The sequence below is a fragment of the Skermanella stibiiresistens SB22 genome (assembly GCF_000576635.1).
GTDB lineage: Bacteria > Pseudomonadota > Alphaproteobacteria > Azospirillales > Azospirillaceae > Skermanella > Skermanella stibiiresistens.
Window position 1 is genome coordinate 528693 of sequence record NZ_AVFL01000001.1, and the last position, 16338, is coordinate 545030.

At 66.1% G+C, this 16338-nt stretch carries 13 protein-coding genes; 7 read left to right on the forward strand and 6 right to left on the reverse strand.

The window, feature by feature from the left end:
* Positions 1–5: 5 nt before the first annotated feature.
* Positions 6–3947 carry a PAS domain S-box protein gene (locus N825_RS36125; RefSeq protein WP_051511421.1) on the reverse strand — a complete coding sequence of 1314 codons (3942 nt, stop codon included), beginning with the start codon at positions 3945–3947 and terminating at the stop codon, positions 6–8.
* A gap of 163 nt (positions 3948–4110) precedes the next feature.
* Between N825_RS36125 and N825_RS02265 the strand changes: the two genes are divergently transcribed.
* Positions 4111–4536 carry an OsmC family protein gene (locus N825_RS02265; protein ID WP_037446130.1) on the forward strand — a complete coding sequence of 142 codons (426 nt, stop codon included), beginning with the start codon at positions 4111–4113 and terminating at the stop codon, positions 4534–4536.
* 372 nt (positions 4537–4908) lie between these two features.
* On the opposite strand, the gene N825_RS02270 is transcribed toward N825_RS02265, so the two are convergent.
* The 3 genes from N825_RS02270 to N825_RS02280 form a co-directional block, all read right to left on the reverse strand.
* Entirely contained in the window at positions 4909–5877 is a 969-nt protein-coding gene (locus tag N825_RS02270; protein WP_037446131.1) for an autotransporter outer membrane beta-barrel domain-containing protein, read from the reverse strand.
* A gap of 62 nt (positions 5878–5939) precedes the next feature.
* Positions 5940–7622, reverse strand: a complete 1683-nt coding sequence (locus tag N825_RS02275) for a glycoside hydrolase family 17 protein (protein ID WP_037446132.1) — start codon at positions 7620–7622, stop codon at positions 5940–5942.
* A 76-nt stretch (positions 7623–7698) separates the two neighbouring features.
* A complete protein-coding gene (locus N825_RS02280) occupies positions 7699–8514 on the reverse strand; it encodes a TylF/MycF/NovP-related O-methyltransferase (protein WP_037446133.1) in 816 nt (271 codons plus the stop codon).
* A 910-nt stretch (positions 8515–9424) separates the two neighbouring features.
* Between N825_RS02280 and N825_RS02285 the strand changes: the two genes are divergently transcribed.
* From N825_RS02285 to N825_RS36130, 6 genes are all read left to right on the forward strand, one after another.
* Entirely contained in the window at positions 9425–9988 is a 564-nt protein-coding gene (locus N825_RS02285; RefSeq protein ID WP_037446134.1) for a DJ-1/PfpI family protein, read from the forward strand.
* A 257-nt stretch (positions 9989–10245) separates the two neighbouring features.
* Positions 10246–11445 carry a DUF1207 domain-containing protein gene (locus N825_RS02290; protein ID WP_051511422.1) on the forward strand — a complete coding sequence of 400 codons (1200 nt, stop codon included), beginning with the start codon at positions 10246–10248 and terminating at the stop codon, positions 11443–11445.
* 120 nt (positions 11446–11565) lie between these two features.
* Entirely contained in the window at positions 11566–11847 is a 282-nt protein-coding gene (locus N825_RS02295) for a PepSY domain-containing protein (RefSeq protein WP_037446135.1), read from the forward strand.
* The gene (locus tag N825_RS02300) at positions 11847–12395 is read left to right on the forward strand and encodes a cytochrome b/b6 domain-containing protein (RefSeq protein WP_037446136.1); all 549 of its coding nucleotides are present in this window, start codon (positions 11847–11849) and stop codon (positions 12393–12395) included. The genes N825_RS02295 and N825_RS02300 overlap by 1 nt, the downstream gene beginning before the upstream one ends.
* A complete protein-coding gene (locus tag N825_RS02305; protein WP_037446137.1) occupies positions 12392–13075 on the forward strand; it encodes a response regulator in 684 nt (227 codons plus the stop codon). The genes N825_RS02300 and N825_RS02305 overlap by 4 nt, the downstream gene beginning before the upstream one ends.
* A gap of 37 nt (positions 13076–13112) precedes the next feature.
* Entirely contained in the window at positions 13113–14513 is a 1401-nt protein-coding gene (locus N825_RS36130; RefSeq protein ID WP_157618938.1) for a sensor histidine kinase, read from the forward strand.
* Here N825_RS36130 and N825_RS02315 read toward each other — a convergent pair.
* Both N825_RS02315 and N825_RS02320 read right to left on the reverse strand, forming a co-directional pair.
* The gene (locus N825_RS02315) at positions 14479–15585 is read right to left on the reverse strand and encodes a COX15/CtaA family protein (protein WP_157618939.1); all 1107 of its coding nucleotides are present in this window, start codon (positions 15583–15585) and stop codon (positions 14479–14481) included. The two genes, N825_RS36130 and N825_RS02315, sit on opposite strands and share 35 nt — an antisense overlap.
* Positions 15586–15762: 177 nt before the next feature.
* On the reverse strand, positions 15763–16215 hold the full coding sequence (locus tag N825_RS02320) for a CBS domain-containing protein (RefSeq protein ID WP_037446138.1): 453 nt from the start codon (positions 16213–16215) through the stop codon (positions 15763–15765).
* Between the last annotated feature and the right edge of the window lie 123 nt (positions 16216–16338).

Below are 16338 nucleotides of genomic sequence, written 5' to 3' on the forward strand. Positions count from 1 at the left end.
CGAATCTATTGAGACTCACCGAGTTTCCCAACCAGGCGGGCGACCATGGCCCGGAGATCCGCCGGCTCATAGGGTTTCTCCAGGACGGGCACGCCCGTCTCGTTCAGGAAGTCGCGCACGCCCTCGCTCAAGGTGTCGCCGGTGACGAAGCAGATCCTGTTCAGCAGACGCGGGTGACGGATCGCCAATTGGCGATACAGGCCCGGCCCATCCAGTTCCGGCATCCTGATATCGCTGATCACCAGATCGCACGGCTCCTCGTCCAGCCGGGCCAGGGCGGCGGCGCCGTTCTCGGCGATGGCGATGTCGTGGCCATCGGGTGCCAACATCTCGGCGACCGTCAGGGCGATCTCCGGATCGTCGTCGACGATCAGCAGGCGCAGCGGCGTCATCGCCGCCGGAAGCTCGCCGGCCGGCGCCGCGAAACCGACTGTTGCCGACCGGTGGGCCGCTAGCGTGACCACGAAGGTGGCGCCGCCCCCCGGCGTCTCGTCCAACTCCACCGTGCCGCCGTGGCTGTCGATGATGTTGTGGCACATCGACAACCCGACGCCGGTGCCGATGCCGGCTGGTTTGGTGGTGAAGAAGGGGTCGAAGATGCGGGTGCGGATTTCCGCCGGGACGCCGGGTCCGTTGTCGGCCACGCTCAAGCGGATGGTCGGCGCCTCCGGATCGTCCCGGTCCAGCCGGACGGCGATCGCCAGCCGCCGGGGCCGGGGCGCCGTCTGGAGCGCCTGCCGGGCGTTGACCACCAGGTTCGTCACCACCTGGTTCAACTGGTCGGCGTCGCCCCAGAGCAGGGCCGGTTCCCGCGGCAGGTCCATCGTCAGCTCGACGCCATCCGCGTGGAGCGAATAGGTCACCAACTCGACCGCCGCCTGGACGATCTCGTTCAAGTCCACTTGCTGCCGTTCCGGCGGGCTGCGCCGGGCCAGTGACAGGAACGTCCTGACGATGCGGGCGCACCGGTCGGCGGCGCGGTGGATCTTGCGCGCCCGGATCTCCGTAGCCTCATCCGGAGCGGTCTCCTCCAGCAGGACGGATTGACCGACCACGACCGACAGCGGGTTGTTCAGTTCGTGGGCGACGCCCGCCAGCAGCGAGCCCAGCGCCGCCAGCTTCTCGGACTGGACCAGCGCCTCGCGCTGGCGCTCGATCTCCGCCTCGGCCCGCTTGCTGTCGCTCAGGTCGTGGATGCCCATGACGGCGGCCATGCGGCCCTCGAACTCGATGGTCCGGGCGGAGATCGCCGCCGGGAAGACCAGCCCGTCCCGCCGGCGCATGGCGGCCTCCATCAACTCGATCCGGCCGTGTTCGCGCAGATGACCGCGGACGCGCTCGTGTTCGGCGGCGCTGGCGTGGAAATCCGCCGCGCGCCACGCCTCTCCCGCGTCCCCATCGCCTCCCGCCAGCCGGAAGATCTCCAGCGTGCGCGGGCTGGCGTAGAACAGCCCGCCGTCGTCGAGCCAGGTGATGACGACCGGCACCGGGTGCGCCTCCAGGATCGCGCGGAACCGCGCCTCGCTGGCCTTGGCCTCCCGCTCGGCGCGCTTGAGCCGGGTGATGTCGCTATAGGTCGTCACCAAACCGCCGCCCTCCATCGGCCTGCGGTACAATTCGATCACGCGTCCGTCCGGCCGGGTCTCCTCCAGGTGGCGCTCCGAGGAGCCCCGGACATGGGCCAGACCTTCCGCCACGAGCTTGTCCGGATCCTCGGCGGCCCCTCCCGAACCGGCGGGCCGATGGTCGATCTGGTGGCGGAACAGGGCGGCCAGGGGAGTGCCGGGAGTGCCCAGCGCCGCCGGCAGGCCATACATCTCCAGGAACCTGTTGTTGGCCAGCATCAGGTTGAGGTCGTCGTCCATCACGTTGACCCCTTGGGCCACGGTGTCGAGCACGGTCTCCAGGAAGCGGGTTTTCTCCGCCAGGGCGCTCCGGCTCTCGCGCAGCGCCGCCTCGGCCCGCCGGCGGTCGGTGATGTCGCGGATGAAGGCGGTGAAGACGGCCTGTCCGCCGGAATGAACCTCGTTGATCGCCAGTTCCACCGGGAACACGCCGCCATCGGCGCGCATCGCCTCGACCTCGACCCGCCGGCCCAGCAGGTGACGCCGTCCCTTGTCGAGATAGTCGCGGATGCCCGCGGCGTGGCGGCCGCGCTGCGGTCCCGGCATGATGATCTCGGCGACCGGCTTGCCCATCACGGCGTCGCGGCTGTGGCCGAAGGTCTGTTCCGCCGCCGGGTTGAACTCGATGATGCGGCCGGTGGCGTCGCTGGTGATGATGCAGTCCAGCGAGGACGTGATGACGGCGGCCTTCAGGCTCTCCGAAGCCCGCAGGCTTTCCTCCGCGCGCTTCTTGCCCGTGATGTCGGCGGTCGATCCCGCGACCCTCAGCACCCGGTTGGTCAGCGGATCGCGGACGGCGGCCCCCGTCGTCGACACCCAGCGCTGGCTGCCGTCGCGCGTCAGTAGGCGGTATTCCAGGGACACCGTGGTCGATCGGCTCTTCAGGAAGGCGCGGTACGCCCGCAGCACCCGCGCTTGGTCGCTGGGATGGATCTGCCGCGTCCAGGCGTCGGCCGACGATCCCAGGTCATCCTCGGATCCGCCGTACAATCCGGCCATGCGCGGCGAGTAATAGACGGTGCCGGTCACCAGGTCCCAGTCGTACAAGCCGGCGCTGGCTCCCTCGGCGGCCAGCGCGAACCGCTCGTTGCTGAGCCGTAGCGCGCCCTCCCGCTCCTCCTGCCGCGCCTTGAATTGGACGGCCACGCCGATCGCGAGGATGATGGCGGATACGGCGGCGTCGATGTCGAACAGGCTGGAGGCCAGCGGATTGCCCGGCGCCAGCCCAAGACCGACCACCGCGTTGACCACGCCACCCGCGAGCAGGGCGGCGAAGGCGGTGACGAACACCGGCGCGCCGTCGAGCCTCCGTCGGATCGCCCCGAACCCGGCGATGGGCAATACCGCCACCATGCCGATCACCCACCACGGCAGCAGCGAATTGGCCAGGAACCGGTCGAACGCGGCCACGGCGGCCAGCGCCGTTAGCGCCGCGAGTAGGACGCGCGACACCGTGTCGAACGCTGGCATGGTGATGTCGGCCGCCAGGAAGTCGCGCGCGAACAGGATGCCGGTGATCATCGTCAGGATCACGGACAACGGCAGGGAATAGCTGGTCCACCACGGCAGGCCGCGCGTCACGTATTCGGTCAGGAACCCGCTGGTCGAGGCGATGTGGAGGGTCAGCGAGAGCGTCAGCAGGATCAGGTGGACCTGGGAGCGGTCCCGCATCACCCACCAGATCAGGAACAGATAGACGCACACCGTCATCAACGTCCCGAACAGCGTTCCGAACAGCAGCTGTTCCGACCGGTCGTAGGCGTAGAGCGACCCGACGGACTGGATCACCAGCGGGATCGTCAGCGTGTTGCGGTTCTCGACCCTGATGTAGAGCGTCGGCTGGTCGGCTGGCTGGATCGACAGCGGAAAGACGGGATAGCGGTGGGGCAGGCGGAAATAGCTCCGCCGTTCCAGGATGCCGCCCTTCAACTCCGTCCAGCCGCCATCGGGCCGCGGCACGTGGACCGACACCCGATCGACCATCGCCTGCCGGAAGACCAGGAACCAGTCGCGGTGGACCGACAGGATGCTGTTGATGGTGACCCGCGCCCAGACCGCCGACCGGGTCATGCCGAAGTTCGGCTCGTTCACGCGCCCGGCCACGAATCGCGGCGAGAATTCCGGCGTCGCCACCTGATCGATGGTCAGCAGGCCGCTTGGGTCCTCGAACACCTCCATGTCCAGGCCCAGCGGATAGATATCGGTCTCGTTGACCAGCATCAGCGTCCGCGCGGCGTTCTGCGCTCCCGCCGGCTGCGCCAGTGAGATCGTGGCGATCAGGAGTTGCGCCAAATAAAAGGCGATGGTCAGCCCGCGACGCATGATGCCCCGGATGGACGAACAGGGCGTGAGGATGAACCTCCCAGGACGCGCAGCCAAGGAGGATCGTGTGGCGCGACATCATGAAACGGCGCGGACCCAATCCGCGCGCGGCGTGTTTCAAGGGACGGGCGAAGCCCTAAAACATCCTCAACGGAGAACCATCATGGCGGTACGGACAGCGGACGCGGAATGGCGCGGCGCCCTCAAGGACGGCACGGGCAGGATCAAGACGGAGAGCGGCGCCCTGGACGGCCCCTATTCCTTCCGCTCGCGCTTTGAATCGGATACCGGCACCAATCCCGAGGAACTGATCGCGGCGGCCCACGCCGGCTGCTTCTCGATGGCGCTGGCCAACGCCCTGGCGAGCGCCGGCCACCCGGCCGAACGCGTCTCGACGACGGCCAAGGTCCACCTGGACAAGGCGCCGGGCGGCTTCGCCATCGGCAGGATCGACCTCGTCTGCGAAGCCGAGGTCCCTGGCCTGGACGAAGCAGGCTTCAAGGCCCAGGCGGAGGACGCCAAAGCCAACTGCCCCGTCTCCAAGGCGCTCGCCGCGACCGAGATCACCCTGACCGCCACGCTGGTCTGACGGCATGGTCGAAGGACGGGCGTGGCGGAATGCCGCCGCGCCCAATCGGGGGTGCGTCACCCGGCAAGCTGAGGTGTGGGGAGGTTTTTCTTAACACAGATAAAGAGGATTTACAGGATGGACACAGATTAAAAAATAGCGTCCGCACATTTCTCAGAATTGGTTATATGATATAGTTCATTTCTATAGATGAATATATAATATTAGCAATAGTATTATAATCCATATCTTACGCTAATCTGAAATCCATGTGCTTGGGTCATCTTCAGTCCAATCTGTGTCCATCCTGTAAATCCTCTTTATCTGTGTTAAAGAGAACTCTCCAAACCAAGTTCCATCCAGTTAAACTCACCGCCCCCAATCGAACGGCGCTCAGAACTTGACCTTCAGCGCCGCGCGGAAGGAGTGGGAGCCGGCTTGGTTGGTGGAGTGGTCGATCGTCAGGATGCCGCCGTCGCGGTGCTGGGCGGTCAGGCCGACGCGGAAGCTGGTCTCCGTCGGTTGGATCGCCTCGTCGCCCAATTCCTGGATGTGCTCGATGCCGGCGCGCGGCATCAGGCTGCCCCAGAGATAGTCGATGCGGTAGCTGGCCTGCATGCCGAAGGTCTCGGTGACCATCTCGCTGTCCGCGTTGGCGGAACGACCGTCGGCGGCGGCGTAGTTGAAGCGGGTCATGGCGGCCAGGACGACGCCGCCATCCAGCGCGAACTCCTTCCGCGCGCCGATCCCGCCGAATTTCATGTCCGCCCCGCCGGTCGCGAAGGACATGTCGCCGGTGCCGGCGATGGCGTCCAGCGTCAGGCCGGGACTCACCATGTGGGCGCCGTAGAGGGCGAGGCTGCGGCCCGAGAGCTTTTCCGCCGTCGCGACATAGCCGCCGGCAATGCCGATCGAGCCATTCTCGCCGATCCGCATGTCGGCGCCCGCCGTCAATCCCGGCGTCTCCAGGACGGTGCCGCCGCGCTCGTGACGGCCGACCTTCCGGGCCAATCGGGCGCTACCGCTGAAGAAACTGCCGACGGGGCCCGTGCGGCTATCCTGGAGGACCGGCGGCACGAAGCGGGAGAACACCGGCAGCGGCACCTGTTTCTCGTCGAGTTCCAGCCTGAGGCGTTCGGCGCGGTTGCCGCCATTGGGCGCTCCGCCGGCGTGGGAGGCGTGCAGGTCGTTCAACCGGTTGATCACCGCGCGGGTCTGCTGCCCCGCCGCCAGCACGGCGCTGTTGAGGTCGGTGACGGGGTCGGCCCGGGATGAGGCCGTGCAACCCAAGGCGATGGCGACGGCGAGCAGCCGGGCGCCGATCGGTCGGATCTGGAATTTCGAGGTAATCCACTGAGGCATCCCGGCCCCTCCTGTACTCCAAAGTTGAGAGCACAGGGTGGGCGGGCCGGGTTTTCATATGGTTAACGAGATGCTGATAAAATGCCTTTGGTTAATGATTTTTCGTTGCGACGCAGCAAAGCCGCCGCGACAAAGGGAATCGACGTTAACACCAGCAATCCCGCCCAGGTCATCGCCTCGGTGTTGATGACGCCCTCGGTGATCACGAGTCCAACCGCTCCCAGCGGCAGGAGAATGGCGAAGGCGGTGGCGCCGCGGCTGGCCCCAGCCCGCCTCATGCCCGACGAGCCCGCCTTGCCGCTGAGCGCGCCGCGCACCGTCAGGGCGCTCAGCCCGCCTCCCTGGAGCAGCAGGCGAATCACTCCCAGCACCGGCAGGGCGACGCCGGGCACCAGGTAATCGGGAACGGGAAAGTCACGATAGCGTCCGTCGAACACCAGCAGGGCCGTCGCGGCGATGGCGACCGCCGCCATGATCCAGGCGGCGGCGGCGCCGACATCGGCCATCACGCCGGTCTTGGTCCGGCCTGGGTCGGTCAGCAGCCGCGCCGCCGACACCGTGATGGCGGCGGCCAGGACGGCGTCCAGCGCGAACAGCGCCGCCGCGCGGACCGTTTCGAACGGATAATAGGTCTGCGTCCACCAGACATGGGCCGCCAGCACCAGGGCGCTGGCCATGCCTTGCGTCAGGACCGCCAGCACCAAGGCCCGTCCAGGCCGCAGGGTGCCGAGCAGCCCCGGTGTTCTGACGGCGACCGCCAGCAGGGCCAGGATCGCCAGACCGCTAGACAGGACGAAGTGACGCGGCCAGTCAGGATTCTCGACCACCGGCCCGGCCAGCGCGAATTTTCGCTCCCGTTCGGTCGAGAACAGGCCCCAGTTGGCGCCGACGGTGCCTTCGTTGGCCGACTTCCAGCCCTGGTCGAAGGCTTCGACGATGTTGTACTGAAAACCTTCCCGTTCGGCCATCCGGACGAACTGGTTGATGAATTTCGCCTTGTCGACCAAGCCGGTCTTGGCTGGCCCGCGCGAGCGGCCGGCGGTTGGCCAGCCGACCTCGCCGACTAGGATCGGCTTGCCGGGGAAGCGTTCGTGGATTTCCCGATAGGCGTCCAGGATCCGTTGCTCGGCGTCCTCGACGCTGGTCGGCACGTCCTCCCAGTAAGGCAGCAGGTGGATCGTGATGAAGTCGACCTCGTCCGCCACCTGCGGGTATTTCAACCACCACTCCCAGACATCGGCGTAGGTCACCGGCTGCTTGACCTGGGATTTGACCCGGCGGATGTACTCGATCAGCTGGTCGACCGTGCGGTCGTTGCGCAGCAGCACCTCGTTGCCGACGATCACTTTGTCGATCACGTCGGGATAGGTGTTGGCGAGGCGGATCTGCTCCGAGACCTCCTCCTCGTTGAGGTCGGTCTTGGGGCCGATCCACGAGCCCTGCATCACCTTCAGGCCATATTTCCGGGCGAGCGGCGGGACGTTCTCCAGCCCTTCGCGGCTGGTGTAGGTCCGGACCGCCATGACCTCGTCCTTCAGGAGGGCCAAGTCCTCCTCGACTTGCTCCGGCGTCGGATAGACCCGGGTCAGCGGACTCTGTCCATCGCGGAACGGCGCGAAGGACACGCTTTGCAGCTTGCCGCCGGGCGGCGGCTCAAGCGGCTGGGGACGATTGGGGAGCGACCAGAGGGCGAAGTTGCCCAGGACGGTGATGACCACTATGGCCAGAAGGACGATGACGCGCATGGCGGCGATATCTACACGAAATCGCCGCCGCGCGCGTCATGGAAAAAAGTCTCGGCTGGATCAGCCGGACCGCTTATCAGGCGTCTTGGCTGACCTTGACCCGCGACAGCAGGAAGACGGCCGAGTTCTCGTTGTAGGCGGGAAGCTGGGTCGTCTTGATATCCGGGTTGCGGCGCAGGAACTCGTCGAAGGCGCGCTTCTCGCCCAGGTTCTGCTCGGCCAGGCCGCCAGCATGCCAGTCATCGAACAGGAAGACGGCGTGATCGCCGATCAGCGGCTCGACGAACGTCAGCGAATCGCGGGCCGACGTGTAGATGTCGCAGTCGATCATCGCGATGCCGACATGGTTCATGCCGTGCTTCTGGACCAGTTCCGGCGTCAGGGTATCCTTGAACCAGCCCTTGATCAGGAAGGTCTTCTTCCAGTCGACGCCGCGGCGGGTCAGCAGCTTGTGGGCGAATTCGATCGAGGAGGCCAGCTGGCCGCTGCTCCAGATCTGGTTGTCTTGGAAGTCGGTCTCGGGGGGCAGGCCCTCGAAGCTGTCGAAGCCGAACTGGCGGACACCGTCCGTCTTGGTGCGGACCAGGGCATCGTGCATGCAGGCCATGGACGAGCCATAGCAGACGCCGAATTCCAGATAGTCGCCGATCGGCTTGTCGCCGTTCAACTCGCGCAGGCGCTGGATGGCGTCGACATAGCTGGCCGTCAGCTTCTGCTCCGGCACCAAGCCTTGTCCCGCCAACGCGCGCCGCTGCGTCTTGACCCTGTATAGCCACCGGTTGACCTTGCGCGAGGGCCCGAACAGGCCGAGCGTCATCAGCATTCGGTAGAACGGGGTGTTGAAACGCTCGACACCGAGGGGTCGAGCGGCATGATTGTCGTGGACCGTCATCGGAGCCAGGTTCCTGTTCGTGGTTTCATCAGATGTCATCAACAAACAAAGATCATATTGGATGCTGCAACGCCAGAATTTATTTGTCGTGCCTCAAGAGAAGGCACAAAGTGGTTATTGACATATCCATTCCAAAGAGGAATTTTGCAGAATAATCGCCATTTTTCCAATAAACTTTGTCGTGTGGGACAAATTTGGGAAAAGTTGCGGGATTGATTTTGGACCTGCCTTGATGAGCAGGACTATCGATTGAGACTAATCTGTTCAGCTTCCTTATAAAGCATATTGGGTGGGTGACTTGTGGGAAATTATCAGTCTTGAGGCGGAAGTCGCGCCAATATTGAGAGAAATTTTTCGAAAATATCGTGGGGCGCCGCCGAGCCTTGGGGTGATCGGGGAACTGGGTCCCTCCGACGCGCCGCGTCAGCGTCTTCAAAGGGATGCGCGGCGAGCGCACCACGTATGTGCGAAATCACTGGAGCAAATCCGTCAATCATGGTGGAGACGGCGCTGTTCCAAGCGGACCAGTTGATCATGGCGGGATTGGGGCACTACCGCCGCCGATGCATTCCGGCCGGCTTGGTTGCGCTGCGGAATTAGCCATTGACTTGCGGCCGGAAAGTCGCCACTTAACCTCCATGCTTCGAAAAGCTTGACGGTGCCTTCGCGCCCCGGCTACGGTCGCCCCCCCTTCGGGAGAGACCGTCTCACAGGCATCCGCATCTCGCGCGTTGGCCGTGCCCAATTTCGAACCGTTTCGAAAAGGAGCCCGGTGGATCGAGCCGCTTCAGAGCGGACTTCGCCGCGGATCGCATGGTTGCCACGGTGGTCCGCCGGGTTGCCCTCGCCCCCTTGGCGAAGGGCCAAGGCGCCGGATGACACACGACACAACCAATGGAGGATTGCTTTGATGGATCAGCCGCTCGCGGGAAAGACCATCGCCATCCTGGTGGCTAACGGTTTCGAGGAAACCGAGATGACCGAGCCCCAGCGTGCCCTGCTCAAGACCGGTGCCACTCTCAAGGTGATCTCGCCGGAGCAGGGTCTGGTCAACGGTTGGCATGGCAAGGCCTGGGGGCACTACTTCCCGGTCGACCAGCAGGTCGTCGAGGTTCTGGCGGCCGATTTCGACATGCTGATCCTGCCGGGTGGCGAGCGCAGCGTCGCCAAACTGGCCGGCAACGCGCATGTCCGCCGCATCATCGGTGGCTTCATGGATGGTGGCAAGCCGGTCGCCGCGATCGATGACGGTGTCAGCTTGATCGCCGTCGCCCAGAAGATCAAGGGCCGCACCGTGAGCGCGTCCCCGGCCGTCCGCGAGGCCTTGGAGGCCGCCGGCGCCGTTTGGAGCGACGAGCCCCTGACGATCGACAAGGCCCTGCTCACCGCCGATGGCCTCGACACACTGCCGACCTTCGTCGACCAGTTGGTCAAGGCGTTCAGCGAAGCCGCCCAGGTCAAAAAGGCCGCTTGAGGCCTCGTCACGAGGCGTTCCAGTATCGAACGCCTCGGATCAGTTCCTTCGACGTCCGCTCGAAAGCGCCGCATCCCCTGGATCGCGGCGTTTTTCGTGCGCGACGGTAATGCCTTCCCCGATCGCGTCTCCCCGAATTTTTCCGTGTGACTTTTCCGGATAGCCGGGAGCAAGCCGGTTCGCCACGCGTTTCCCCGCCGCGACAAGCCTTCCAAGGACGGGAAGGTGATCGCGCCGAAGCCGGAGAAGAACAGCCCGTGATCCACACCCCCGCCCGACGCCGCCGCCCGGCGTCCACCCTAGGATTCGCCGCCTTCCTTGGACTGACCGGGGGACTGACGGTGGTCTTATCGATCCCGCCATCGGCCCAGGCGCAGGCTCCGGACGACGCGTTCATCGCGGGCTACGCCTCGGCGGTGCTCCAGCGCGAATTCGGAGTCTCCGCGTCCAGGATCACCGTCAAGGGTGGGGTCGTCCAGGTCGACGCCGAGACGTTGGCGACGCCCGAGGGTGCCCGCCTGCGCGCGGCGCTGTCGGATATCCCCGGTGTCACCGGCGTCGCCGTCCGCGAGGCCAGCGTGCCGCCACCTCCCGTCGCGGCCCCAGGGCTGGCGCCACCCGCGACGGTGGCGGGATCTCCTCCGGCGGCCGCGGCTCCCGCCACCGCCGTCCTGGCCGACCAGGGTGGACAGGTGTTGCCTCGCTCCAACCTGTTCGAGCCCCTGATCGCCGATCCGCGCTGGCCGCGGTTCGCGGCGGCTTACCGCTATTACCTTGACGATCCCGATGTCGAGCACGCCGGAGCGGTCAGCTTCGGCGAGACGTTCTCGCTCTATCGGAACAGCCTGCTGGGCGGACAGTGGGAAGTGGGCTTCCAGGCCAGCGTCTTCTCGGTCTTCGACCTCAACAGCGAGAGCATGGACCTGATCAACGCCGACTACACCGTCGGCATCCCGATCTCCTACCGGCGCGGCGACTTCTCGGTCCTGGGTCGCGTCTATCACCAAAGCTCGCATTTGGGCGACGAGTACCTGCTGCGCGAGGGCATCGACCGCTCACGCCGGATCAACCTCAGCTACGAGGCGGTCGAGGGGCTGGTGTCCTACGACATCGGCGAGGAGTTCAGGGTCTATGGCGGCCTCAGCTACCTGTTCGACCAGGAACCGTCCGACCTGGAGCCGTGGGGAACGCAGGCCGGGCTGGAATATGAGAGCTCCGAGACCTACGCCGGCGGCCTGCTCCGCCCGGTGGCGGCGGCCGACATGAAGTTCCGCGAGGAGGCCGACTGGGACATGGACCTGTCGCTGCAAGCCGGCGTCCAGCTCGAAAGCTCGCTCCTGGCACCCCGGCGCATCCGGCTGCTGGCCGAGTACTACAATGGCGCCAACCCGAACGGCCAGTTCTACTCCAGGAAGCTGGAATATATCGGCTTCGGCATCAACGTCCAATTGGACTGACGAATTTCGGCTGGCCGCTGAGACTGGTCAGATTGACGTCAGGTCCGCCGCCTAAGGTCGCATCCGTCGAACAACGGCGGCGGACCACTCCGGTCCGCCCCCTCGGAACGGAGCGATACCATGACAAGCAAGACCCTCCTCGCCACCACCGCGCTCACGCTGGCGCTGCTCGCCGGCCCGGCGCTCGCCGGCCCTAAATGCACCAGCGAGGCCAAGGACAAGTGGCTGTCCGAAGCCGACATGAAGCAAAAGATCGCGGAGTTGGGCTACAAGGACATCAAGACCTTCAAGACCACCAGCGGCAATTGCTACGAGATCTACGGCCACGATAAGGACGGCCACAAGGCGGAGGTCTATTTCAACCCGGTCACCGCCGCGGTCGTCAAGGCGGAGATCGACTGATGGACCGGGCGGGACCCCTCCCATCGGCGGCCCCACCGACCGTCATGGTGTGGGATCCGGTGGTCCGGATCTTCCACTGGACGGTGGCGGCGGGCTGCGTCGCAAACCTCTTCATCGTCGAGGATGGCGACTTGGCCCATTTGGTGATTGGCTACGCCGTCGCGGCCGTCCTGGTTGTCCGGCTGATCTGGGGCTTCGTCGGAACACCCCATGCCCGTTTTTCCGACTTCGTGCCGGGGGTGCGCCAACTGGCCGATTACGTCAAGCTCCTGGTCCAGGGGCGGGAGCCCCGGCTATTGGGTCATAATCCGGCCGCAGCGGTCATGATGATGGTGCTGATGGCGTTGCTGGCCGCCGTCAGCGTCACCGGCTGGATGGCGACCCTGGACGCCTTCTGGGGTGTCGAGTGGGTGGAGGAACTTCACGAATTCACCGCCGATGCGATACTATGGCTGGCGTTGCTCCACGCCGCCGCGGCGATTTACGAAAGCCGGCGGCATCATGAGAACCTGGTGTGGTCCATGGTCACCGGCCGGAAACGGGCATGAGGCTCCTCCTCGTCGAGGATAATGAGAGGTTATCCACCTTGATGGCGGCCGGGCTGGCCCGCGCCGGTTTCGCGGTGGACGCCTTCTCGTGCCTGGAGGAGGCGGACGCCGCCGTGGCGGCCGCCGACTACGACCTCATCCTGCTCGACCTGGGCCTGCCAGATGGCGACGGCATGGCGTGGCTCAAGAACTTCCGGCGCCGGAGCCGCGGCGTCCCGGTCCTGGTGGCGACCGCGCGCGGAGGCCTCAGCGACCGCGTCGCAGGGCTCGACACCGGCGCCGACGACTACCTCGTCAAGCCGTTCGAGATGGACGAGTTGCTGGCCCGGTGCCGGGCGCTGCTGCGCCGCCCCGGATCGTGCCTGTCCACCGTGCTGACGGCGGGCAATGTCTCGTTCGACACCACCACGCGCCAGATCGCGGTCGATGGCAAGCCGCTCGACGCACCCCGGCGGGAGGCCGACCTGATCGAGATCCTGCTGCGTCGGGTGGGACAGGTGGTCACGCGGTCCATCCTCGAGGAAAGCCTGTACGGCTTCGATGACGAGGTGACGCCGAACGCGTTGGAGGCCCATGTCTCGCGGCTCCGGCGTCGGCTGGTGGATGCCAGGGCCGACGTGGCGATCCACACCGTCCGCGGCATCGGCTACCTGCTGCGCCCCGGAGTTCCCACCTCATGACCGTCCATCATGATTGGCCCATCATGATTGGCCCATCATGACCGGCCGCTTGGCGCTTGGTCCGTCGGGACAGCGTCGCTCCGTCGTCCACCTGATCACGAAGCGGCTGGTCATCGTCGCGGCGCTGGCGATGGTGGCGCAGCTGATCCTGGTCACCCTGCATTACGGCCTCGACGGCAGCCGTCTAGGCGTCCGGGTCGCGGCACGCGAGGCGGAGCGGCTGGCCGAGCACATCGCTCCCGGTCCCGATGGCCGCCCCGCGCTGACCCTGCCGGACGAGCACGCCGACCGCTACCGCAACCATCCCACCGCCTATGGCTTCCAAGTGATCGATGGGGGCGGCAGGGTGATCGGGGCGATGAACGCCGGCCTGTTCACCGTTCCGCTGCCCGAACCGGTCTCGGCGCCCGATTTGTTCTGGCGCGTCATCCCCGGTGGCCACACCCGCGTGCTTGCGCAGCGCTTCGACCGGATCGAACCGAACCTCCTGATTTGCGTCGTCATCGCCGCCGATCCCGACCATATCGCCTGGGGCGTGCTGGCCCACGAGGTCGTGGATCATGTCGTGGTTCCCATGGCGCCGTTGGCTCTGCTGCTGCTGGCGGTCAACGTCTTCGCGGTCCGGCGCGGCTTGAAACCGCTGGCCCACGCCGCCGAGCGGGCACGCCAGCTGAACGCGCGGCGTGGCGGCCTTCGCCTCGACGCCGGCGAATCGCTCCCGCGCGAGGTCCACGCGCTGGTCAGCGCCATCAACGCGGCGCTTGGCCGGGCCGACGAGATCCTGAGGTTCCAGCGAGAGTTCACCGCCAACGTCGCCCACGAATTGCGGACGCCGCTGGCGATCCTATCGCTTCACTTGGACGAGTTGGGCGGGCCGGGCGCCGCGGCGGCCAAGCGCGACGTTCAATCGATGTCGCGGCTGGTCAACCAGCTGCTGCGGGTCGCCCAACTGGAAGGACTGGCCGCCGAGCCGTCGGCTCCGGTCGATCTGGCCGAGGCGGCGCGCGATACGGTGCGCCGGCTGGCTCCGCTGGCGCTGGACCAGGGCCGTGAACTGGAGTTCGAGAACCACTACGAGCCTGGCGGAAGCGTGATCATCCCAGGCCATGCCGACGCCATCGCCAGCGCGCTCCGCAACTTGGTCGACAATGCCCTGCGCGCCACGCCGCCCGGCACCGTCGTCACCGTCGCCGCCGGTCCGGGGCCGGTGATCGAAGTCCGCGACCAAGGACCGGGCATCGACCCGGCCTTGCGTCAGGACCTGTTCGAACGCTTCGCCCAAGGCGACACGCGGACCCGCGGCAGTGCCGGCCTGGGCCTCGCGATCGTCGCCAAGACGATGGAGCTGCATTCCGGGACCGTCACGATCAGCGATGGCCCCGGCGGCGGAACGCGCTTTCGTCTCAGCTTCCTTGGGAAGTCCAACGACTCCGCTTGACCTCGTGGCGGAACCAGACCAGCAGGGCGATCAGGGTCAGGGCGCCCGCCTGATGTACCGCGGCCAGCGGGATCGCGACCACCGTCAGCAGCGTCGCTATGCCCAGGGCGATCTGGACCACCACCATGACGCCGACCGCTTGGCCGAGCCTATGGCCTCGCGGTCCGATATCCGCCTTGCCGGCGCGCCACCACAGCCCCAGCACGACCAGGCCGGTCACCATCGCCAGCCAGCGGTGGGTGAACTGGACGCCCGCGTGGTTCTCCACGAAGTTCAGCGGAGCCGGGTTCAGGAACCACATGTCGCTTGGGATGATCTGGCCACCCATCAGCGGCCAAGTGTTGTAGATCATGCCGGCGTCCAGCCCCGCGACGAAGGCGCCCCAGGCCGCCGTCACCGCCACGAGACCCAATGCCAGTCCGGCGTGGCGCCGCAAGGCCGGGGCCGCGGCGGACCGGCTACCCTCGGGCTTGGGATCGAGCAGGCCCAGCGCCACCCACAGCATCAGCGCGAAGATCAGGAACGCGACGCCCAGGTGCAGCGCCAGCCGGTAATGGCTGACCGACGGCCGGTCGACCAGCCCGCTGACCACCATGAACCAGCCGATGCCACCCTGCAGGCCGCCCAGCAGGAACAGACCGACCAGTGTCGGCATCAGCCCCTTGGGGATCCGCTTGGTCGCCCAGAACCATAGGAAGGGCAGCAGGAAGACGAAGCCGATCATCTGGCCCCAGAAGCGGTGGAACCACTCCCAGAAGAAGATGTGCTTGAACTCCTCCAGCCCCATGCCGGCGTTGACGTAGCGGTATTCGGGCGTCTCCCTGTACAGGTCGAACACGCGGTTCCACTCGGTCTCGGTCAGGGGCGGCAGGATGCCGATCAGTGGCTTCCACTCGACCATCGAGAGGCCCGACTCTGTCAGCCGGGTGACGGCGCCGATCACCGCCATGGCGAACACCATGCCGCAGCAGATCAGCAGCCACGTGGCGATGGCGCGCGCGTGCCGCTGCCGGGACGCGTCCAAGGCGGGTGCCGCGGCGTTCCGCGACGCCGGATAAGTGACGGACGACAAGGCTGTGACCCAATCTTCTATTGTTCCGGAAGCTTCCCCCGCGCTGGCGAGGGCCACCCCCTGGGGGAAACCTTGGGGGTCACAGCTGTATGTGGCGCTGGGTGGCGCCGCGTCAAACGTCCGCTAAGATGCCGCATGCGGCTGGAGGTCGCATGCGGCATCCGGACCGCCCCCGGCTCAGGCGCCGATCGAATAGTCCTGACCGAAGATGAACAAGTCCCGCTCCTGGATCTCCTGCTCCAACTGGGCGTGGACGGCGGCGTAGAGGTCGCGGATCGACACGATGCCGACGAGCTTCCCATCGCTGACCACCGGAAGGTGGCGGTAGTTGTGCTGGCGCATCAGGTCGAGCGCCTCGGCCGCCATGGCGTCCGGTGGCAGGGTGTCCGGATCGGCGGTCATCACTTGCGACAACGTCGTCGTGTTCGGATCGAGATCCTTGGCGACCACGCGGAACGACAGGTCGCGTTCGGTGAAGATCCCTTTCAGGTCGCTATCGACCATCACGAGCACCGCGCCGACCTTGCGCTCGGCCATGGTCGAGACCGCCGCGCGAACGGTGTCGCTTGGTGTGAAAGAAATGATGTGCTGGTCCCGGATCACGCCCGGAATCAATCTGCGCTTCGGCATGCTTCCCCCACCTGCGTCTGAATTCGTCGCGATGCCAACCGCCTTGCGTCCTTTTCCCGGATGGCTCCGGGATTGGCTCTCTGGGACGGAAGGTTGCTCCCGACGATACACGCTATTTCGGAA